Source organism: Roseibium sp. (assembly GCF_048260565.1).
Classification (GTDB): Bacteria; Pseudomonadota; Alphaproteobacteria; order Rhizobiales; family Stappiaceae; genus Roseibium.
Genome location: NZ_JBLXGP010000002.1, coordinates 306,490 through 330,013, shown reverse-complemented (window position 1 = coordinate 330,013; position 23,524 = coordinate 306,490). Strand labels below are relative to the sequence as shown.

Below are 23,524 nucleotides of genomic sequence, written 5' to 3'. Positions count from 1 at the left end.
GAAAGACGACCCGTTTCCACGGTGCGGCTTTGTTCTTTATTCCATGCGGAAATACTTGGCGCCCCAGCAAAAATGACGTTTCGCCGACGCTAACCCTTTTCATTTACCTTTTGAAAGGGTACCGTCATTGCCGAGCTATATGCCGTTGGGGAATTTAGGCCACCCTCAATCCGACAGGGCTCCCGTGGCGGGGCCTTAAGGAAACTCAGGAGATTTTCGATGGCGACCAAGACTACCGCAAGCAAGGCGGACGAGCCGGTGGAACCGGAAACGGAAGCTGCAGGCGTCGAGGAAGATGCGGAATTCGACGTCACCCGTGATCTCACGGCTGACAACCTCATCAAGGATTATGTGATTGCGTCGGTCGCAGCCAGCATCGTGCCGGTCGCGTTCTTCGACATCGCCGCAGTGGTGGCCATCCAGCTCCGGATGATCCAGAAGCTGTCGCAGCTTTACGGCAAGCCGTTCTCCGAACGTCTTGGCCGCAAGGTGATTTACGCGCTGGCCGGCGGCGTGCTCGGTTTCGGCGCGGGCTACGTGGTTGCCGCAAGCGCAACCAAGATGATCCCGGGCATCGGCTGGATGGTCGGAATGGTCTCGCTTCCCGTGGTGGCAGGTGCGTCCACCTTTGCGGTCGGCCGGTCGATTGTCTCCCATTACGAGAACGGCGGCACCCTGATGGACTTCAACGCCGGCAAGATGCGGGAGTTCTACAAGGAGCAGTTCGAAAAAGGCAAGGAACTGGCCCGCAAGGTCAAGAACAAGGCCAAATCCGAAGCCGAGACCGTCGCGGAAGAAGTGGCGTCCTGATCAGGCTTGAAGCCCTGAATACTGCCTTTCGGTAAAGTCGGCAGCCAATTCGTCAAAATGAAATACCGCCGTGCTCATGCACCGGCGGTATTTTTATGTCCTTAAGCAGATCATTTCCCGATGGGTGCAATGCCTGTCGTCAGGAACGGCTGCGCCGTTTCGGCGGGGGACGACGCCAGCGGTCCGATGCCAGCAACACAATGATCCCAACCAGCGGACTGAACAGAAACGAGACCAGGAAGTTCCCCGCAAAGCCGAAGCGGGTGTCCCGGCCCAGCATTCCGATGATCCAGCTGGCAACCACCCAGATCAGGAATATCCAGGGATTCACTAATATGGTCATTGGCCGGTCTTCTCCTGTTCCGTCGAGCCTGGCTCGGAGGGCGGGGCGTTTTCGCTGCCTGTTTTCTGCTGGGCGCTTTCGTTGAGGTTATCCCAATTTGCCGGGATCTCATAGCTGCCGACCGTATGGAATTCCTTACCGTCATGGCGAACGATGAACACCTTGGTATCGGTTATCAGGCCGTTCCGGTCGAATGCGATCGGTCCGGTTACTCCGGCAAAAGGCGTCTTGTAGCGCGCCACCTTCAGCGTATCGGACAGTTTTTTCGCATCGAGGGTTTCCGCGCGCTTGGTCGCATCCCGAACGAGCGTCACCGCGTCATAACCAAGCGCCGCATCGAGGTCCGGTACATGCTCATAAGTGTCGCGAAACTCCGAGACGAACTTGAGAGCAGTTTCCGAAAGGGCGTCGCGATCGTAAAGCGACACGCCGGTAACCCCCTTCATGTCCTCCTTGCCAACGGCCTTCTCGATGGAGGCTGAAAACATGTACTCCATTCCGAGGATCGGTCCATCGAGCCCGAGATAACGCGCACGCTTGATGAACTCGACCGTCTCGGGAATCGAGGACGAGACAATGAAAAAGGCGTCGAAGTCGGATCGTTTGAAAAGATTGTTGTCGAGAATGAACATCAGGAGCTGGTCGATCGACTGGGTGCCGCTCGACAGGTACCCGCGGTAGACAAGGTCGGCACCGTTGCTGGTGATGGCTGCGGAAAAGAAACTCGCACATTCCTTGCCGTAGTCCGACTTGTCCGACAGCACGATGAACCGTCGCATGCCCTGTCTCATCGCATAATTGGCAATCATCTGCGCATTGGAGGCATTATCCGGCTGCAGGGCGAAGACGGTTTTGAAGCCGTGGTTGGTCAGGGCAGCCGCGGTTGCATGGGTTGCCACATAAAGAATGTCATTGCGGCCGTAGATGGAACTCGCCGTCACCGCGGTATCCGACCACTCATGACCGATGACCCCGAGGAGATTCTTCGTGCGGGCGACATCCCCGGACAATTTCAGGGTATTGGAGACGGTCGTTTCCAATGCGGTCTTTTCGGTGAAGCCGGATTCCGGAACTAGGTCCAGTTTCAATTCCCGGCCCAGGATCCCGCCATCCGCGTTGACCCGTGCGACCGCCATCCGGGCACCGTTGACGAATGTGCTGTCGGTAACATCCCTGGAAAAGACGGCAACAAGCCTCAGGCTGTCATCCGGCTCCGGTTCTATCAGGGCGGCAACACGTTTGATCAGGCCCGAGACGATCGCGCTTCTGCCGCTGACCTCGGAAACCGTGAACAGCGCCAGGCCGAATGCCAGCAGGAGCAGGCCTGCGATCACGCCTTTCCGCCTGAGGCGCCGCTCCCCTCTCTCTTCGGAAGCTATGGGTTCTTCTCCGGCCATCGCGTTATCGGTCGCTTCCGAGGATCAGCGGCAGCCCGTCCTTGCCGGAACCGATGATTACGGTCTTAGAGTTGGGCGACGTGGCCAGATCCTTCGTGGCCTGAACACCCTGCCAGCGCAGCAGATCCTCCGTGAGGCTCTGCTTGATGATGTCCTGATATTTCTTGATCCCATTGGCCTCGATCTCCTTGCGCGTCGCCTCCATTTTCTCGATCCCGATGCGGTACTTGTAGGCCTTTTCCTCTTCCGACAGGGTCAGCTTCCGCTCCACCGCCAACCGGACCGCGGGCGGCAGTTCAACGCTTCTGACCAGCACGTCGTCAACGATCACATAGCGGTTCTCGACGTTGGTCAGGCTGCTGACGACGATGGATTCCAGAAAGCCGCGCTTGCTGGTGTAGACCTGCTCGGGCGTGTACTGGCCGACGGCACGGCGCAGAACCGCTTCGGTTTCGGGAAAGACGACCTTGTCCAGATATTCCGGGCCGACGGTCACATGGAGCAGCGGCAGCAGCCGGAGATCCGGCCGGTAACGGACCGCGATCTGCAGATCGATCGGCAGACCGCCCTGGGTCAGCATCGTATAGTTGCGTTCCTTGGTCTGCAGGCGGACATTGTAGATATACATCCGGTTCCAGGGCCAGATGACATGCAGCCCTTCGCCGTAGATCCGGTTCATCTCCGTGCCCGACACCCAGCGGTAAAGGACGCCCGCCTCACCGGACTGGACGGTGATGACGACCCGGTTCCAGAGCAGGGCGAGGCCGACCCCGAGGCCAATGAGGAAAATCAGCAAATAGAGCTGAATGCGACGCCGGCGTTCACCTCGCAGCACCTCTTCGTAGTCGTCGAATTCGTCGTCATAAGCCATTCGGCCGACTCACCTCTCCAGAACCCCGGGCGAACCCGGACTATACGGCGGGACATAGCGGCATTCCAGTGCGTAACCCGCTTTGCCCAAATCGATTTCAAGCATTTCCACCCGCCTTCGCCGACGAATCGCTCTCTCGATTATCCGGCCTGTCCGTCCTCTCGATGTCCCTGCAAAAATCCGAAACCCATTCCTGGAGATGAGGAGGCCGGAGAAGGCTGTGGTGATCGGCCTCCACCGGGCGAACGACCAGGGACGCTCCGGCAATTTCCTTCCAGTGCCCGGCACTCTCCACCGCGCCCGGTACCGTTGCGCGCACGAGGGTGACCGGCACATCGCCCGTCCCGGGAACATGGTCCAAAAAGGCCTTATAATTGACGGCGAAGACACCATAGAGGCGCTGAAGCTGATCCCGCGTCGCACCGGGCAGGACGGCTTCCAGTTGCGGCAGGGTCATAACCCGTTCGAGGATGTCTTCGTCTCCCGTCACCGAAACGTCTGCACCGAACAGGTCCCGGAGGAAGGCCTGTCCGCACCGGCTGCCGAAATCGGCATCGGCCAGGCCGGACGCATCCTCCAGGCGCGCAACCTCTTCCGGCGCATAGCTGTCGATCAGGCCGACGAAGGCGATCTCTTCCCCCCGCCCGACAAACTGCCGGGCCATTTCCCAGGCGACGTTTCCGCCGAAGGACCAGCCGCAAAGGGTGTAGGGACCATGCGGCTGGACCTCCCGAATGACACCACAATAGCGGGCGGCGAGATCCTCGATGGCGCATTTGCGGCAGGCTTCTCCCGGCTCCAATCCTTCCGCCCGGATACCGTAGACCGGGCGAGCCAGGTTCAGTTCGCCGACCAGGGCCTGATAGCAGGTGAGTGTTCCGCCGATCGGATGGACCAGGAACACCGGTGGGCGGCTCTCCCCCTCGCCTCCAGGCGCGGGTTGTTTCAGAGAAACGAGCAGCGAGGCGTCTTTCGCGTCCACCGCTTTCCCTGCTGCGCCGTCTTCGGAGATGCCCCCCGAGATTCCCCGCTGGCGGAGCAACCGCGCCTGCATTGCGATCGTTCCGGCCTGCGCCAGATCGGTCACGGACAATTTGCAGCCGAATGTCTGTTCGATCCGGTTCAGGAGACGGACCGCAAGCAGGCTGTGACCGCCGGCGTCCGCGAAGTCTTCCTCGATGCCGACCGTTCCGTTTTGAGAGTCCCTGCCAAGCACCTCCATCCAGACATCCAGAAGATGCTGCTCGATCCGGTCTCGTGGTGGCCGGCTTTCGTCGCGCGCCGTCTTTTCTTCGCGTTCCGCACGCTGCAGGGCGCGCCGATCGATCTTGCCGCTGGCGGTTTTCGGCAGCTTACCCAACCGGACCCAGACCGAAGGCACCATATGCGGGGGCAGCCGGTTGGCAAGCTGTTTGCGCAGAAAGGCATCGTCGAACGGTTCCGCCTCTCCACCGAGACAGGCAGTCAGCACCGGATCGCCCGCCTTGTTGCGCTCGACCAGGACAGCACATTCCGCCACTCCGCAGGCGGCAAGTGCTGCTTCCACCTCGCCGAGTTCGATACGGTGACCACGGATCTTCACCTGATCGTCGACCCGGCCGTGAAACTCGACCACACCGCCGCTGTTGGGACGGAAACAGGCAAGGTCGCCGGTGGCGTAAAGGCGGATCTCCTTCTGTCCGAGGCGATGAATGCGGAAGCGGTCTTCGGTAAGATCCGTGCGCTGGTGATAGCCAAGCGCGAGGCGTCCCCCGCCGATACAAAGTTCGCCGATCACACCGTCCGGCACCGGGTTTCCACACGGATCGAGAATGTAGATCTCCGTTCCCGGCAACGGCCGGCCGATCGGAATGGTGTCGTCACCGTCGGAGGGCTTCACCGTGTGAACCAGCGCGGTGACCGTCGCCTCCGTCGGCCCATAGGCGTTGACCAGTCGTTTCCCCGAAAGCCTGCTCCGGTGCCAGGCCGCGGCCACCTCCGGCGTCAACGCCTCTCCGCCGACGATCATGAGCCGCAGGGACAAACCGGACAGATCGGCGCCGCTGCGGTCCCATGATCGCAGCAATTCATGCAGGTAGACAGGCGGCAGGTCGGCGACGGTGATCCCCGCCTCACTCAGGAAACGACGAAATTCATCCGCCGTCTGCAGATCGGGAGACCGCAGCACCGGCCGGGCACCGACGGACAGCGGCGGCAGGATCTGTTCAATCGCGGTATCGACCGCGGTCGGCGCGAATTGCAGCACCGCGTCGCCTGCCGAAAGGCCGTACTCGCCGATGATCACCTGGCAATGGGCGGCAAGCGCACCATGGGAAACGACGACCCCTTTAGGGATGCCCGTGGAGCCTGAGGTGTAGATGATATAGGCAGGATGATCCGGATCGATCTCAGCTTCCGGGAACCGGGCAAACCGGCTGCGCATCCAGTAACGCGCCCTGTCCAGATCGATGACATCCGCCGGCCGATCCTTGAGGTCGCGCAGACGGTTTGCCAGGGCCCCTCGGCTCAGGACCAGTGCGACCTCGGCATCGCGCAGGATATAGGCGAGACGCTCGTCCGGATGATCCGGATCGAGCGGCACCCAGACGGCGCCGGTGGCGATCACAGCAAGCAGCGCTGCGATGCCGTCCGGCTCCCGTTCCAGAAGAACGGCGACCCGGTCACCGGTGCTGACCCCGTGTTCCGTCAGCGCAAGGGCGATCTGCTTCGACCGGAGGACAAGGTCCCGGTAGCTGAGGCGTTTGCCGCCGGTGAAAATCGCTGTGGCCGACGGGTGGTCCTGCGCTGCGGCAAAGACCCGATCGTGGGCAAGCTGCCCGGAAGCGTGAAGGCGTTCTCCCCTGGCCCAGTGATGCAGCGCCCGATCGAGTTCCGGCCTGGTCAGCATCGGCAGCGCGGAAACGGGCGCTTCAGCCTCGGTTACTGCAGCTTCCAGAAGCTGTCGGAAATGGGCAAGCATGCGTTCGATGGTGCCGCGGTCAAAGCGGTCGCCGTCATAGCCGGCAATGACCGACGCCCCTTTCGGGTCGTCCTGAACCTCGATGCCGAGTTGCGCGCCGCCGGTCTGCCGGATCTCGGAAAGGAGGGTCACGTCTTCGCGCGCGAAGAGATCCAGCTCCGCCGCATCGAGGACGAAATTCTGATAGGCGAAACTCACCTGATAGGGAGGTTCCCCGGTCGCCGTCCCACCGTGTTCGCGGGCGACGGTCGTGAACGGGATGTCGCTGTTGCCAAGTCCTTCGCCAAGCGCCGCATGAATATCCTTCGAGAACGGGCCGAAGGAGAGATCCGGATCGACGGCAAGGCGCAATGCGATCATGTTGGCGCAATAGCCGACGGTTTCCTCGAAACGACGCGATGGACGACGGAGCGTCGGCACACCGACGACGAGATCTTCCTCGCCGGTATAGCGGTAAAGGAGCGTGGCGAAGGCGGTGAGATAGATCGAGGCCGGACTGACGCCCTCGTTTTTCGCCAAGTCGCGAAGCCTTGAGGTGAGATCCTCGGGCAGCCGGATTTCCAGATCCTGTCCGTTCGATGCGGATGCGCCGCTGGACCTCGTCTTTGCCGGCAGTTTCAGGACAGGCGCAGGATCAGCCAGTTTCTCCAGCCAGTAGTGCTTTTGTGCCTGTCCTTCGTCCGAGGCTGCAAACGCTGCCTCCCAGGCGGCAAAGTCGGCATAGTCCGCACTGTCGCTCTTTGCTGGGACCTGCTCCGACCGGCAGAAACGCTCGTAAGCTGACCAGAACCGGCGCGTGATCACCGCGGAGGATATGCCGTCGGTGACCATATGATGGGCATTCAGCAGGACGATGCTCTCGTCCGGCCCCAGCTTGCCGCCGGACAGATGCTCGACCCGGAAGACACCTGTTGCGAGATCGAACGGCAGGAGGACGCGCTGGCGCAGGAAGCCGGCGGTCTCGACCTCCTTGGGCATGACGAGCGACTGAAGTTCCACGCCTTCCGGCCTGGCGTAAAGCACCGGATCGCCGTCCTCCTCGACAATCCGGGTGCCGAGGATCGGATATTCGGCCACCAGCCGGTCCAGTGCCTTTGCAAGGGCCGAACCGTCGGCGGACTTCACCCGGAAGGCCAGCGGGACATTGTACTCGCCGCTTTCGGGGTAAAGGGATTGCAGCACCCACAGTCCCTTCTGCGCCTCACCGAGGGGGCAGCGATAGGGACCGGCAACGGGCGCTTTCGGCTCCACCTGCGCGGGCGCCGATACGGAGTCATCCGTTTCCGTCTCCAGAAAACGGGTCAGTGCCTGCGGCGTCGCATGGGCTTCCAGCAGTTTTTGCGACAGAACCCGGCCGAAGGCTTCCTCGACCGCATAGATCAGCCGCATGCGGACCATGGAATCGACGCCGAGATCCTCGAAGGACATCTGCGGATCGAGCTCATGCGCCGGGCACCCCAGTTCGGCGGCAAGTGTCCGGGAGATAAGCTGAAGCGCGGATTTAGAACGTTCCGTATCCTGGACCGTTTCGGATGCCCGAGCCGCCTCCGGCAGCGCTTGCGCTAAACCTTCCGGGGCGTATCCCTTCGGCAGCCAGTGTCGTTCTTGAGCAAACGGATACCCGGGCAGGACCAGCATCGGACCCGTGCGCGTTTCGTCTTCATCAACAGATGCCATCGCAGGGGACGGGGTCTCCCGGTAGCTCAGATCTTCAAGCTTTGCTGCCAGTTCGTCCCGATCCGTTGCGACGATGTCGATACTGCAGGCAAACGCCTCCCGGCCAAACCGCAGCGTGCGCGACAGGGCTGCCATGTCGAGGTTCTCCGCCTGCCGCACATAAGCGGCCAGAGCCTTGCGCAACTCGGCCAGCCGGTCTTCGGTTCGGGCGGAAACCGGGAACAGGCGCGGCCGCCGTTCCGCCGACGATTGCTGCGCCGGGACCGGTGGGGCTTCCTCCAGAATGAGAAACACATTCGACCCGCCCGCCCCGAAGGAACTGACCGTTGCCCGGCGGGGCAGCGCCTTGTCGCCGGCGACCGGTAAGCTCCAGGGCTCCAGCACGGTCTGCGGCCGGAACGGTGTTCCCTGAAGCAGATGGGCGGTCTCCGTAGCGGATGTGCCGAAGGACGGGAACAGTTCCCTTCGCTCGAATTGCAACAGCACCTTGGTGAGCTGCGCCAGACCGGAGGCGGCTTCCGCGTGGCCCATGTTGCTCTTGACCGAACCGACGGCAAGCGGTTCCTCTCCCGGCCGGTCCGCATAGACCCGGCCGAGCGCACGCAGTTCGATCGCATCGCCGACCTGCGTGCCGTTGGCCGCCACTTCGGCATAGCCGATGGTGTACGGCTCGACGCCGGCGGACTGAAAGGCATCCTCGAGCAAACGGACCTGCGCATCCGCATTGGGGACGGCATAGCCGGCGGAATGACCGGCGTGATTGGCAAGGCTGCCCTTGATCACCGCGAGCACGCGATCTCCGTCCCGAAGCGCATCGCCGAGCGGTTTCAGGAGCACCGCCCCGACACCTTCGGCCGGCAGATAACCGTCGCCACCGGACAGGGCGCGGCTTGTCGAACTGCTGCCGACAAGACCGCCACGGCTCAACGCCTCGTATTTGGCCGGGTGGATCGAGAGGTTGACCCCGCCTGCCACCGCAAGCCGGCATTCGCCGGCCCGCAGGCTCTGGCAGGCCTGATGAACCGCCTGCAGGCCGGAGGAACACATGCTGTCGACGGCAACGCTCGGCCCCTGCAGGTCGAAGAAGAAAGACGTCCGGTTGGCGATGCCGGAATAAGACGACAAGGCCAGCAGTGCCCGGCTGTCGGGATCAGCGGCCAGACCGGGATATTGCTGGTACATGGAGCCGACGAACACGCCGACGCGCTTGTCGTAGTGCTCGGCCAGATAGGGGCGCGTATGCCCTGCCCGCTCGAACAGATGCCAGGCGGTTTCAAGGAACAGCCGTTCCTGGGGATCGGCCAGATCGGCGGCACGCGGCGAGTAACCGAAGAACTCCGAGTCGAAGCAATCGACATCGGAAAGGAAACCGCCCCATTTGCAGTAGCTGGCGCCGGGCTCGCCCTTGCGCGGCGAATAGCGCGGCAGCAGGTCGATGCGGTCTGCCGGGATTTCGGTGACGCAGTCGCGGCCTTCCCGGAGAAGGTCTCCGAAGGCCTCAATCGTGTCCGCGCCCGGATACCGGCCGGCGACGGCGATGATCGCGATGTCGCGGTCGTTCCTGTCGGCAACGGGCTCCGGTTCTTCGGCCTTTTCCGACGCGAAGGTTGGCGGCGGCGATACCGGTGCGAGCGGGTCTTCCTTCGCGACGGGCTCCGGGGCTTGCCGCGTCATCAGTTCATCGGCAAGGCGGTTGATGGTCTGGAACTCGAACAGGATCGTTTGCGGCAGCGGGCCGAACGCCGCTTCAAGCGCCTCGACAATCTCCAGCGAGGACACGGAATCCACGCCGAACCGGTCGATGGTGTCGTCCGGCGCCAACTTGTCGGCAGGAATTCCGAGACAGGTCGAAAAGCAGGCCTTGATCTGTGCAACGACCTCTTCACGCGCACCGGACGCCTCGACCGGTTCGGAGCGCCGGACGTCCTCTGTCCTTGCTTCGGCCAGTGCCGGCTGCGGCTTGGCGGCGACAGGCTGTGGCGGCGCTATCAGGCGACGTAGGCGATCATGGTCGCCTTCCAGAACTAGAACCTGGTCCTCGTCCAACGCGGACAGGACCGCAGTCAGAGCTGCAATTGCGGGACCTGTTTCCAGCGGACGGACGCCTGCCTCCCGGTCCATGGTCTCGATGGTGCGGGCATCCATATGCATGCCGCCGTCGCGCCAATAGGGCCAGTCGATGGCAATCGTCCGGCCATGACACGCGCCACCAGCAACCCGTGCGTTACGCAGGCCTGCGAAACGGTCGAGGAAGGCATTGGCCGCTGCGTAGTCGGACTGGCCCGGATTGCCAAGCGCGCCTGCCGCTGAAGCGACCAGCACCAGGAAATCGAGCGGCCGGTTGCCAAGCGCCTCATCCAGAATGTGCGTGCCGGTCACCTTGGGCGCCAGAACCTCGCGCAGCGTCGCCTCGTCCTTGGTCGCAAGCAGGCCGTCGCGGGTGATGCCGGCGCCATGGAAGACGCCGTCCAGGCGTCCGTCGATGACGTCGATCTCGCTCAGGAGATCCGTCACGGCATCCCTGCTCGTCACATCGACGCGCCGGTAGTGAACCGTCGCCCCCAACGCCTCGATTTCTCTCAGGCGCTGTTCGACGTCCGGCTTGAGATGAGACCGTCCGGTCAACCAGAGCGAAGGCCGCACGCCGCTTGCGGCAATCGCTTCTGCTACATGAAGACCGATGCCGCCGGCACCGCCGGTCAGGAGATAGACGCCATCCTGCTTCCAGGGCGAGCGACCTGTTCCCGTCTTTACGGAGACCTCGCTCCATGACCGAACCAGACGGCGGCCCTGCCGGTAACGGATCGTATTCTGTTCACCGGCGCAGGTAGCGTCCACCGAAAGACGAACCGCGAGATCGTGATCGTCTTCCACCGCGACAAGCTGGCAGGACAGGGTCCGGTGTTCCATCGCCGCACAGCGCAACAGGCCTCCGAGACCTTCCAGGAGGCTGTCATCGCCATCTGCGGAAACGACAACCTGCACGACGGCCTGTTGGGGTCGTTTCCGGGCGAGGTCCTGCAGCAATTTCATCAGTCGTACGGCATGGAATTCATAACGACTGTCGACCGGGCCGGCCGGCGCTTCGAACGCAACAACCTCGGTATCGGGCCCTTCCAGATGACCTGCGAGGCCGGGTTTTGAAGCGAGAGAGCCGCACAGGACAACAACACACTCCTTAGCCGGCGAAATTATACCTGACCCGGACGCCTGCTCACGCCAGACCGGCGCAAACATAAGCGGCAGCGGAACCGGCTCCGGCTTCATCTCCGGTTTCGGGGGATTTGCCGTTGCCTCCATTTCCGGCAGCCAGCAATAGTCTTCGGCAAAGGGATAGGTCGGCAGGCTGATCGGTGCCGGCCTTGGCCCCGACCGTAACGCCGGCCAATCAACCGGTGCGCCCCGGACCCACTTTTCAGCAATGGCGGCCAGCGGGAAAGAAAGGTCTGCGGCAGGTTGGCCAGGTGTGGCACGTGACCGGAAAATGCCATCAGCACCGTTCTGCCCGGAAAGAGCCTGCTCCAGCTTCGCCGCCAGATCCGCCTTGTCTTTTGCGACGATTGCCAGACGTTCCTCGAATGCCTCCCGGCCCTCCTGCAGCGTGAAGGCAATCGACGGCAGGTCTGCTTCACTCAAATCATCGAGAGCCGAACGGAAGTTCGCGAGCAGAACCCGCAGCCGTTCCGGGTCGCGGGCCGAGAAGGGATAGATCGCAGGACCGGCGGGAACGGCCGGCCGCGCCTGGTCGAGGTGCTCGGCAATCACGATGTGCGCGTTCGAACCGCCCGCACCGAAGGACGACAGGCCCGCGATCCTCGGCAGCGGCCTGTCGCCGGAGACCGGCTGCGGCCAGGCTTCCAGCCGGCGCTGGACCCGGAAGGGCGAGGTCTCGAAGGGAATATTCGGATTGAGCGTCTCGGCATGGAGCGACGGGACGAGCTGTCCGTGCTGCAGCTGCAGCAGGATTTTCGTCAGACCGGCAATTCCTGCGGCACTTTCACCGTGACCGATATTGGACTTCACCGAACCGATGGCGCAGGCAGTTTCGCCTTCGCCCTGTTTGCGCCAGGCCTTCGTCAGCGCCGCGATCTCGATCGGATCGCCCAGGGTTGTTCCGGTGCCGTGGGCCTCGACGTAGCTGACGTCCTCCGGAGAAACTCCGGCGCGTTCCATGGCCTTTTCGATAACTGCCGTCTGGGCTGCCGGATTGGGAACCGTGTAGCCGTTGGTCTTGCCGCCGTGATTAAGCGCCGAGCCGAGGATCACGCCGTAGATGCGGTCGCCGTCGGCCTCCGCCCGGCTCAGGGGCTTGAGCAGCACAGCCCCGACGCCTTCCGCCGGCACGTAACCGTCGCCGCCCTCGCCGAAACTGCCGCAGCGCCCCGTGGTGGACAGGAACCGGCCCTGCGCCAGCGTCAGATACTTGTTCGGATGGGGCGTCAGGTTCACCCCGCCGGCCAGCGCGATCGCGCAACTGCCCGAGCGCAGGCTGTCGCAGGCAAGATGGATCGCCGTCAGGGAAGACGAGCACATGCTGTCGACCGTCATGCTCGGCCCGTGGAAATTGCAGAAATAGGACACCCGATTGGCAACCCCGGCCGGGCTGGTGCCGATCGCAAGCGGCTGACCCTGCGCCTGACGTTCCGGCCCGTAGAGCTGGTATTCCTCCCACATGACACCGACGAAGACGCCGACATCGCCGCCGGGAAGTCCTTCCCTGTCAGGCGCCACGGTTGCCCGCGTATAGCCGGCGTCCTCCAAGGTTTCCCAGGCACATTGCAGGAACAGGCGTTCCTGCGGATCCATCAGCTGTGCTTCGCGAGGCGCGATGTTGAAGAACATCGGATCGAACCGGTCGTGGCCTTCAACGAACCCGCCCCATTTGCAGGTGGTCTTGCCCGGCTGCCGGACCGGATCGTAAAAGCGGCTGTGGTCCCATCTGCCGGCCGGCACCTCGGTGACGCTGTCGCGGCCGGCCGCCAGGTTCTGCCAGAATTCGGGCAGGTTCCGCGCACCGGGATAGCGGCCCGCAACGCCGATGATCGCAATCGGTTCATCGGCTGCAACCGGACCGCGCCTTGTTCCTGCGCGCGCCTCAGCCGGGATGGCCTGTACAGGGGCCTGTTCCGCCGGGCCGACAATGGCGCTCAATCGTTCGGCGTGCTGTTCAAGGAAATAATCGCACAGGGCGCCAAGGGTCTGGTGTTCGAAGAACAGGGTCTTCGACAGCGGCCCGAAATCGCGCTCCAGAACGTCGGTCAGCTGCATGATCAGGACCGAGTCGATGCCGTAGTCCTCGAGTGGTGCCGACAGGGAGATGGCAGAGGCGTCGATCTCCGTTTCGCGCGCGACCAGATGGATAAAATACCGCTCTGCGGCGTTCCTGAAGGGAACCGCCTCCGGTGTTTTTTCCGTGCGCAGCGGCCGATCCCCGGACGCCTGCGGCAGCAGGCGTAGGGAAAAGCCCGCGATCCGGACGCAGACCCGGCCGCTGTCATCGGCAAGATCGATATCCAGTTTGTGGATGCCGTTGGCAGACGACACGGTGCGCAGATGCGCCCACATGGTCTTTGCTGTCGGCCCGAGGATATCCATCCGGTCGATGCCGAAGGGAAGCGCCGGGCCTGTCGCGCCTTCACCTGAGAAGGAAACGAGCGCGGCATGAAAGGCGGCATCGATCAGACTCGGATGCAGGACAAAGTCCCCACCCTCTGCAACTGCTGCCCGGGGCAGTTGCAGGCGCGCAAGGACACCGTCGCCACCGGACTTCAGTTCGGCAACCGCCCGGAAGGCCGGGCCGTAGTCGATGCCGAGCGCGGCATAGGAGGCATAGAGCCAGTCCGGGTCGTGTTCCGTCGGGCAGGACTGTTTCAGGGTCTCCAGATCCATGTGCGGCGACGGGCCGGCCGCATCGGCGAAACCGATGTTTCCCCGCATGTAATCGGTCTGCGCATCGTCATCGGAAAACAGCCGGAACGACCAGGCCTGTTCGCCGGCTTCGCTCAGCACGACGCGGAGATCCATCTCACCGCTGTCCAGTTCCACCGGCCTGCGCCATGTCACGTTGGAGAGAACCAGCGGCAGGCCATTTGCCTGGATTTTCGCCGAGGCCGCCGCGCGGGCGATTTCGAGGCTCATGGCTCCGGGCAGGATCCGCCTTCCACGGATCCGGTGGTCGCGCAGGTAAAAGGCGTCGGCGCTCAGATGCACCCGGAAATCTTCGTGTGCCTCGTTGTCACCGACCCCGGACACGACGACTGATCGCGGTGTCGCCATGTGATGCGCCATTACCTTCGGTCGGCTTGACCCATCGATACGATAGACATCGCGCGCGAACGGATAGGTCGGCAATCTCAGACGCCGATGGGGACCGGTATTGAGACTTTCCCAATCGACCTTGCCGCCGGTGACCCATTGTTCCGCGATCCCGTGTGGCCCCGCGTCGCCGACAGGTGCGTTCGCCGTATCCTTGCCCGATCTGGCATGGCCGCGGCAGATACCCGGTGCGGCGCGATCGTCCAGGAAGGTCTTCAGGCGCTCGGCAAGCTCGTCAACGGTTGAGGCGACGATTGCCAGCCGTTCGGCCAGTTCGGCACGGCCGGTCTGCAGCGTGAAGGCCAGATCGCCCAGATCCCGGTTCACGACCTGGCCGGTCTCGAGCTGGTCCAGCAGATTGCGGGCACTCCTCTTGAGGCTGCGCGGATCACGAGCGGAGAGCACGACAACGGCAGGACCGCCGGGTTCCGACTGCGCAGGCGCGACAACCTTCGCCGGCCGGTACTCCTCCAGCACCACATGGGCATTGACGCCGCCGAAGCCGAAACTGCTGATGCCGGCGCGGAGCGGCAGCGGATTGCCGGTTTCGTCCCGGACCGGGGTCCAATCACGCACGCTGCGAACGATCTCGAACGGGCTGTCGCTCAGATCGATATAGGGATTGATGGTCTCGCAGTGCAGGCTCGGCGCCAGTTGCCGATGCTCGATCTGTTTCAGCACCTTGATCACTCCGGCGACGCCGGCGGCCAGTTCCAGATGTCCTATATTGGTCTTTACCGAGCCAAGCAGGCAGCCGTCACCGTCAAGACGGCCTTCCATTTCCGGAAGCGACCGGAAGGCCGATTTCAGGGCATTGATCTCGACCGGATCGCCTAGGGCGGTTCCGGTTCCATGGGCCTCGATATAGCCGACCGAGCGCGGGTCGATCCCGGCCCGTAAATAGGCGGTGCGCAGGAGGTCCGCCTGGGCTTCGGTGTTCGGCGCGGTCAAGGAATTGGCGTGGCCGCCGTGATTGATCGCCGTTCCACGCACCAGCCCTAAGATCGGGTCGCCATCGCGTTCGGCATCCGACAGGCGGCGGAGAAACAACATGCCGACGCCTTCGCCGCGCACATAGCCGTTGGCCTCAGACGAAAACGTCTTGCAGCGGCCGTCCGGCGACAGCATCCCGGCCCTGGCGAAATTGATATGGGCGTCGGGCGTGATGATCGTATTGACGCCGCCGACCAGCGCCATGTCGCAGTCGCCGGCCCGGATAGCCTGGACCGCCCGGTGCAGAGCGACGAGCGAACTGGAACAGGCCGTCTCCACCGGTTCGCTCGGCCCATGCAGATCCAGGAAATAGCTGATCCGGTTCGGACCGACGGACGGCACGGACCCGGTCGCGACATAGCCCTCGCCGCCGGTATCCTCGCCGATCCTCTCGCAATATCCGCTGGAGGACGTGCCGACGAAGACACCGACCTTCTGTCCGGCAAGGCTCTTCGGCGAATGGCCCGCGTCCTCGATCACCTTCCAGGCATGCATCAGCATCAGCCGCTGCTGCGGGTCCATCAGTTTGGCTTCGCGCGGCGAGATGGCGAAGAACAGCGGGTCGAATTCGAACACCCGGTCGATGAAGCCGCCCCAGTGGATGTTCGTCTTGCCCGGGTTCTGCCTCGGGTCGCCGTCGATCTCCCGCCAGTCCCAACGGTCGGCCGGGATGCGGGTGATGCAGTCGCGGCCGGAAATCAGATTGGTCCAGAAGGCATCCACGTCTTCTGCCATCGGGAAGCAGCAGCTCTGGCCGACAATGACGACAGGATCGTCGTCTTCACGCGCGGTCCGCCGATCAGCGCCAAAACCTGTTTCGGGGACTTGCGCAGGAGTGGCTAGCACGGCCGCTTCTTTTTCCGCCTCGCCCGCATTTTCAGCATCGCTCGCGATGCCCAGTTGTTCCTCCGACAGGTCGACGGCGATGTGGCGCGCGAGCCGTTCCAGGGTCGCATATTCAAAGAAATCGGCCGGCGTCAGTGACAGGCCGAGCTCCGCGTTGATCCGCGAGGCAAAGGCAGTCATCGTCACCGAGTCGAAGCCAAAATCGCCAAGTTCGGCTTCAACGTCGAGTTCCGAAGGGTCCACCTCCAGCGTGCGTGCGGCAATGCCGGTGACAAGCCGAAGTGTTGCGGAATGTCTCGCCTCATCGCTTACGGCGGTGACGACCTCTGTGGCCTGGCTCACAGGTTCAGGCTTGCCGGACTGCTCGACGGCGCGGACCGCGAAATCCTCCAGCCGGACCACGACCGTGCCGTCGTCATCGCAGACATCGATGGACGCACCCTTGTCTCCGGCCCGAACGACGGCCCACATCCGCTCAATGGTCCTGCCATGGACGGCAACCCGGCGCACCGAATAAGGCAAAGCCGGCCCGCTAGACTGGCTCCCTTCCAGCCCGATCAACGCCTGCAAGGCGCCATCGAGAATGGACGGGTTCAGTTCAGGGTCCCGGTCGGCTTCGGCCGGAAGCTCCAGCCGGGCGACGGCAACACCGGGCCCCTGCCACAGGCCGGTGATGGCGCGCTGCGCCGGGCCGTAGCGCAGTCCCAGGCTCTCGAAGCGACGATAGATGTCCGTCACATCAAGCGCGCGGGGCGCCGAAGCCCGGACGGCGTCAAGGTCGATATTCGGCGCTACTTCCTCCCCGAGTGCACGGACGATGCCCTGCGCATGCGCACGCGTTCCCGTCGGCCCGTTGGCGGAAATGGAGTACCGGAATTTGCCGGCCGGTTCCGCCTGCAGCGAGATTTCGAGCCGTTCGGGTCCGGCGGTCACGGAGACCGGGCTGGTCCAAGTGTGCCCGATAAGTTCGAATCGCTCCGATCCCGCACCGGTGCGTGCGAGCGCCTGATACACTAGCTCAAAGGACATCACGCCCGGCAGAACCTGGACGCCATCGACCAGATGATCGCGCAGGAAACTTTCCGCGCCGTCGAGCTCAAACGTAGAGGAAGTCGGAGCGGCCGTTTTTTCGGCTGCGGCCTGCCGCCCCTTGCCGACCCAGAATTCCGTTCTGGCGAAAGGATAGCCGGGCAAGGAAATCCGTTTTCCCGGACGACCGTTTCGCACCGATTGCCAATCGACGTTGAAGCCGCCGGCCCAGAGCGCCAGGAGATCCTCCGCCCGGCCCCTGTCGGCAAGTCCGGCGGCCGCTTCGCGCAACGGTCCGTCGCTTTCAAGCACTGACATGGTCTTGCGGTTGGTCTTCACCCGGCCGGTCTGGATGCCTTTGGCCGTCTCCCCTGCCAGCCAGGCGTTGAGACGCTCCAGCAATTGCGTTTTGGTTTGCGCGACAAAGCCGAGGCGGAATTCCATCGGGTCGCGGGCGATCTGGAGCGTATGGGCGATATCGCACAGGCTTGCCGCCTCACCGGGTCCCGACAGGAACGTCGCGAGCCGGTCTGCCATTTCCTTGAGTTGCGCTTCCGACTTTGCAGACAGAACGATCAGTTCCGGATCGGTCGACGATTCGGAAGCGGATGCCTGGTCCCCCGGAGCCGGATATTCCTCCAGCACCACATGGGCATTGCTGCCGCCGAAGCCGAAACTGCTGACGCCGGCGCGGCGCGGCAGGATATTGCCGTCCGCATCGATCAGGTGGGACCAGACAGATTCGTGTTGCGCAACATGGAACGGGCTGCCGGCCAGCTTCAGATAGGGATTGAGGTCTTCGCAATGGAGCGTCCTGGCGATTTCGCCATGGCGCATCTGTAGGAGGACTTTGATCAGCCCGGCAATGCCGGCGGCGAGTTCAAGATGGCCGATATTGGATTTCACCGAACCGATGGCGCAGCTTTGCGCCAGAGCGGGACCGAAGGTCGCTTCCGCCTCGCGGGCAAGATCCGTAAAGGCACTGGTCAGGGCCTCGACCTCGATCGGATCGCCCAGCGGCGTGCCCGTGCCATGAGCTTCGATATAGCCGACCGTGCGCGGATCGATGCCGGAGCGGGCATAGGCGGTGCGCAACAGTTCCGCCTGGGCCTTGGGATTGGGGGCGGTCAGAGAGGCCGCATGGCCACCGTGGTTTTCCGCGCTGGCGCGGATGACGGCCAGGATCCGGTCGCCGTCACGCTCGGCATCGGCAAGGGATTTAAGGAATACCAGGCCGACGCCTTCGCCACGCGTGTAGCCGTCCGCTTGGGCAGAGAACGGCTTGCAGTGCCCTTCCGGCGACAGCATGCCCGCCTTGGAGAAGCCGACGAAGGCTTCCGGCAGCAGCAGCGCATTGATGCCGCCGGCAATCGCAACGGAGCAATGGCCGGAGCGGATCGCCTCGACGGCCCGGTGAACGGCGATCAAGGCGCTGGAACAGGCGGTCTCGACGGCCACGCTCGGACCGTGGAAATCGTATACATAGCTGATGCGGTTCGGGCCGAGCGACGGGGCGAGCGCCGTCATCGAATAGCCTTCGATGCCGACACCGGCCTGGGAAATCAGCCGACTGTAACCGGTGTCCGCCGTGCCGATGAAGACCCCGGTCTTGGAACCGGCGAGCGCCGAGGGCGCGTAGCCGGCATCTTCCATCACCCGCCAGGCCTGGGTGAGCAGGAGCCGCTGCTGCGGATCCATCATCCGCGCTTCCGGCGCCGAGATGCCGAAGAACGGCGCATCGAAGGCGGCGATGCCATCGATGAAGCCGCCCCACTTGGCATTGCCTTTGCCCGGCTCCGATAGCGGATCGCCCCAATAGGCGCGCCAGTCCCAGCGCTCCGCCGGTACCTCGGAAATGCAGTCACGGCCGTCCTTCAGCACCTGCCAGAAGGCATCCACATCCGGCGCGCCGGGAAACTGTCCGCTCATGCCGATGATGGCGATGAGATCGTCTGCCGGCCGTTTCGCAACGGGCGCAGTCGGTCCCGGTCCGACAATGGCGCGGCGGACCGGCGGTTCCGGCCCCGATTCAGGCGATAGGGTTGGCTCTGCCAGCTCCGGTTCGACCGGTAGATCCGCGCCCAGCGTTGCGGCCATGGCGCCGGTTTCTTCCTCGCTCAGATGACCTGCCAGGCCATCGAGGGTCGGATACTCGAAGAACAGGGTCGGGGTCAGATCCAGGTCGAAGCGGTCGTTCAACCGATTGGCGAACTGGGTGAAGCCGATGGAATCGAAACCGTATTCGGTGAGTTCCACATCCGGGTCGAGATCGTCGGCCGAGACCTTGAGCTGGACACTGGCTTCGTCGACAAGGCTTGCCAGCACGAGACGGCGCAGGTCGGCGGATGGTGCAGGCGCGGATTTGACCGGTGAAGTAGTGGCTGGTTGCGCGGGCGCAGCGTCCTGTTCCTGCAAGCTGCCGATGAAGCGGCGGATCCGTTCGGGGTTGCCGACCGTGACCAGACGCCGGGACGAGGTCCCTTCCAAGGCCGCATAAAGCGCCTCGATGCCCTGCTCGGTCTGCAGAGGGACCAGCCCGGTGGTCCGGCGCATGAGATCCTGCTGGGCCGGATCGAGCCCCATGCCGCCGTCCTGCCAGAGGGGCCAGGCAATGGAACGCGTGCTGCCGTGGCACAGACCCTTCCGGCACCGGGCTTCGCGCGCTTCGGCGAAGCCGTCGAGGAAGGCATTGGCGGCGGCGTAGTCCGCCTGACCGGTATTGCCGGTGACGCCGGAGATCGACGAATAGAAGACAAGGAAATCGAGCGGTGCATCGCCGATGGCCCTGTCCAGCGCCACCGCGCCCGTCACCTTGGGCGCGAAGACGGCTGCGACCTGGTCCGGCGTCTTTCGGACAAAGGCGTCATCCTGCACCACACCGGCTGCGTGGATGACGCCATCAAGCTTGCCATGATCCTGTCGGATCGCTTCGACCAACTCCGCAACGGCGCTTTCGTCGGTCAGATCGACGCGCGAGTGATGCAGGCGCGGTTCGGCCTCGAGCCAAGCCGTAATTTCAGAGTCCGGATCGTTACGGCTGGCGAGGATGACTGTCGCGCCCGGGGCCTTTTCCAGAATGTCGCGGGCCAGATGCCGGCCGAGCTTTCCGGTGCCGCCGGTGATCAGATAGACACCGCCGACACGCCAGGGAGCGGAAGGTGTTTCAGGAGGCGTCGCGACCTCTTCCCAAACTTCCATCGACAGGCAGCCACCGTTCGCCTTCAGATGTGCCCCGGCCGGGGCCGCCGCAGCGTCGCGCAGGAGCCGGACAAGCGTGTCCGCATCCGTTTCCGCGTCGATGGTGAGGACCTGACCGCCGGTCTTCGGATGCTCGCGGTGGAGGCTGCGCAGCATGGCGCCGAGGCCACTGAGCGTTTCCGACCCGTCTCCTTCCGACAGGACGAGTTGAAGCGAGACCGAACCCTTGTTCAATTCCTCCTGGGCGATGGTCAGGACTTGACCGGCAAGGCTCGTATAACGCTGTTCCAGCGGGAGGTCAGGCCGGTCATCCAGTTGCCGGCAATCCCAGTCGGGCAGTCTTCCGCCCAAGGCATCGGCGTCGCCTGTTCCGGCGGTCAGAAGAACAATCCGCCGACTGCCGTCTGTCGCTGCATTGGCGCCGGCGAGCGGGCGCCAGACCGGTTCGAAGCAGAGCAGATCCGCATCGTCCGCCTTTTCAATCGCCCGGGTCGTGAAGCCGCGCAGGGCGACGCGCACACTGCCGTCATTCGCAATCAGATCGATATCCATCTTGCGCAGGCCGGACCCGGTTGCCGGGCCGCCCCGGACATGGGCCCACATGGTCGCTTCGCACGGGCCGAGGATCTCGACCGCGTCGACGGAGAACGGCAGGGCCGCGATTTTGGGCGCGCCGCCCGCAGCATCCAATGCCAGGCCGATGGCGGATTGCAGGGCGCCATCCATCAGGCTCGGATGAAGTCCATAGTCGGCAAGCGCAGGCCGAAGGGCTTCCGGCAGCTCGAGCCGGGCAAGGACCTCTGAGCCGACCGCGAGATCCGAAATGACCCGGTGGCCTGGCCCGTAGCCGAGGCCCATCGCGTCGAAGGCGGCATAGATTTCGGATGCCGGCGGGTGGCGCGCCGCCGCGTTCCGGAGGGCTTCGAGATCCACCGTTCGGCCAGCCGGTTCCGCGCCCGCCGCAATCCGCATTTGCGCGTGAACGACCCGGTCGCCTTCTTCCGTCCGGGTGACGATTTCCGCCCGGGCACCGCCATCATCCAGACGAGTCAATTCGCAAGTCACCGTGACAGGCTGCTCTACCTTGAGCGGCGTCATCCAGACGACCTGACGGAGTTCGGGATGGACCATGCCGTCCTGTTCGGCGGCGGACCGGGCGAGTTCCAGATAGGCAATGCCCGGCAGAACCGGCGTTCCGCCGACCCTGTGATCGGCCAGGAAGGTCTCTTGTCCCGTAAGTCTCAGCCCATACCGGCCTTCATCCTCAGGTGATGGTACCAAGGCCGTCTGCGCCTGTACCGGCTTTGCCTCTTCCGGCAGCCAGAAACGTTTGCGCTGGAAGGCATAGCCCGGCAGGGCGATGCGATGCGGGCGGTTGTCGCCGTAAAGCCTGAGCCAGTCGACGTGGCCGCCTCCGGCCCAGTGCTCGGCAACGGCAGCGGCGGCCTTGGCCGAAGGATCGAGCGTGTCCGACTTCTCCCGGCGGCCCGGCGGGATCTCGCCGGTGGCGGCAACGGCCCTGTCGCCAGCAAGGAATGCATCCAACTTGCGCAGAAGATCATCCCCGTCCCTGGCAACGAAAGCCGCCCGGCAGCGCATGGCGTCCCGGCCGACCTGCAGCGTATAGGCCAGTTCGGCGAGATCGGCCGTGGCGGCGGCTTTCCGCAAGCGGGCGACTGCATCCCTGAGAGCTTCGTCGGCCTTCGCCGACACGGGCACGACCACAGGATGGTCCGGAACGACAGCGTCGCTCTTCCGCGCCTGCCGGTATTCTTCGATCACCAGATGCACATTGGCGCCGCCGGCGCCGAAGGAACTGAGACCGGCCCGACGGGGGTGTTCGGAGCCATCGACCACCGGCCGCTGCCAGGGCGTTGCCTGCTGGAGCAGATGGAATGGGCTGCCGGCGAGTTCCAGCAGCGGGTTGGGCTCGGCGCAATGGAGGGTCCGGTAGCGGGTACCGCTCTTCATCGCGAGCAGCACCTTGATCAGGCCCGCGACGCCTGCCGCCGTTTCCGCGTGACCGATGTTGGATTTGACCGAGCCGAGGCCGATTGACGGTTCCCCGGGCGATTCCAGATCGCGGTCGCGGTAAAGATCGTCGAAGGCGAGTTTCAGCCCCTCGATCTCGATTGGATCGCCCAGCGGTGTGCCGGTGCCGTGACATTCGATCAGGCCGATGCTGCGCGGATCGGTGCCGGCCTGCCGGTGTGCCTCGACGATCAGGCGCGCCTGGGCCTTCGGGTTCGGAGCGGTCAGCGAGGTGGCGCCGCCGCCGTGGTGTTCCACAGACCCACGGATCACGCCGAGGATTGGATCGCCGTCCCGCTCCGCGAGATCTAGCCGCTTGAGCAGCACGGCACCGACCCCGTCGGCGCGGGCATAACCGTTGGCGTCTTTCGAGAATGTCTTGCAGCGGCCGTCCGGAGCGATCATGCCGACCTTGGAGAACATGATATGCTGGGTCGGCGACAGCATCAGGTTCGACCCGCCGGCAATGGCCATCTCGCAGCCTTCGTGGCGGATGCTCATCACCGCCCGGTGGATCGCCACCAGCGAACTGGAACAGGCGGTGTCGATCACCTCGCTCGGCCCGTGAATGTCGAGCAGGAAGGACAGGCGGTTCGGACAGAAGGCATGACCGAGGCCGGTCAGCTGCTGGGCCTCCATGATGCCGGCCCGGTTCACCATGTCCGTATAGTCGAGCAGGTTGATGCCGAGGAACAGGCCGATGTTTTTACCGGCGAGCGAACCGGGCGCGTAGCCGCCCTTTTCGACCAGGCTCCAGACGCACTCCATGAACAGGCGATGCTGCGGATCCATCAACTCCGCTTCGCGCGGCGAGATGTTGAAAAAGGCGGCGTCGAACCGGTCGACCTGCGGCACGAAGCCGCCGTATTTCACATCCGTGAAGGCGCCCTTCTTCGGGTCACCGAAGACCGCGCGCCAGTCCCAACGGTCGGCCGGGACTTCCTCGATGCAGTCGTCGCCCGCCGCCAGATGGGCCTCGAAGGTTTCCAGGTCCGGGCTTTGCGGGAACATGCCTTCCATCGACAGGATGGCGATCGGCACGGCTTTACCGGGCT

Annotated in this window: 5 protein-coding genes (1 of these 5 cut by a window edge); 1 reads left to right on the top strand and 4 read right to left on the bottom strand. The window is 63.9% G+C overall.

The genetic code is table 11. The features are described 5' to 3' along the window. Positions 1 to 219 precede the first annotated feature (219 nt). Entirely contained in the window at positions 220 to 810 is a 591-nt protein-coding gene (locus ACN0SO_RS06005) for a YcjF family protein (protein WP_417675571.1), read from the top strand. A 139-nt stretch (positions 811 to 949) separates the two neighbouring features. Here the strand turns inward: ACN0SO_RS06005 and ACN0SO_RS06000 are convergent, their stop codons facing one another. From ACN0SO_RS06000 to ACN0SO_RS05985, 4 genes are all read right to left on the bottom strand, one after another. Beyond that, positions 950 to 1,153 carry a hypothetical protein gene (locus tag ACN0SO_RS06000; protein ID WP_417675569.1) on the bottom strand — a complete coding sequence of 68 codons (204 nt, stop codon included), beginning with the start codon at positions 1,151 to 1,153 and terminating at the stop codon, positions 950 to 952. Beyond that, positions 1,150 to 2,487 (bottom strand): ABC transporter substrate-binding protein, encoded by a 1,338-nt coding sequence (locus tag ACN0SO_RS05995; RefSeq protein WP_417675567.1) that lies wholly within the window; start codon positions 2,485 to 2,487, stop codon positions 1,150 to 1,152. The genes ACN0SO_RS06000 and ACN0SO_RS05995 overlap by 4 nt, the downstream gene beginning before the upstream one ends. A gap of 67 nt (positions 2,488 to 2,554) precedes the next feature. Then, positions 2,555 to 3,421 carry a prohibitin family protein gene (locus ACN0SO_RS05990; RefSeq protein WP_417675565.1) on the bottom strand — a complete coding sequence of 289 codons (867 nt, stop codon included), beginning with the start codon at positions 3,419 to 3,421 and terminating at the stop codon, positions 2,555 to 2,557. A gap of 97 nt (positions 3,422 to 3,518) precedes the next feature. Next, positions 3,519 to 23,524, bottom strand: partial view of an amino acid adenylation domain-containing protein gene (locus tag ACN0SO_RS05985; protein ID WP_417675563.1) — the 3' portion only. It continues 586 nt past the right edge of the window; 20,006 of the gene's 20,592 nt are visible here — the last part of the coding sequence; the start codon falls outside the window, past its right edge; its stop codon occupies positions 3,519 to 3,521.

What these genes read in the sequence shown, in the direction of transcription:
- ACN0SO_RS06005 (WP_417675571.1), top strand. Translation starts at nt 220, where the DNA reads ATGGCGACCAAGACTACCGCAAGCAAGGCGGACGAGCCGGTGGAACCG.
- ACN0SO_RS06000 (WP_417675569.1), bottom strand. Translation starts at nt 1,153, where the DNA reads ATGACCATATTAGTGAATCCCTGGATATTCCTGATCTGGGTGGTTGCC.
- ACN0SO_RS05990 (WP_417675565.1), bottom strand. Translation starts at nt 3,421, where the DNA reads ATGGCTTATGACGACGAATTCGACGACTACGAAGAGGTGCTGCGAGGT.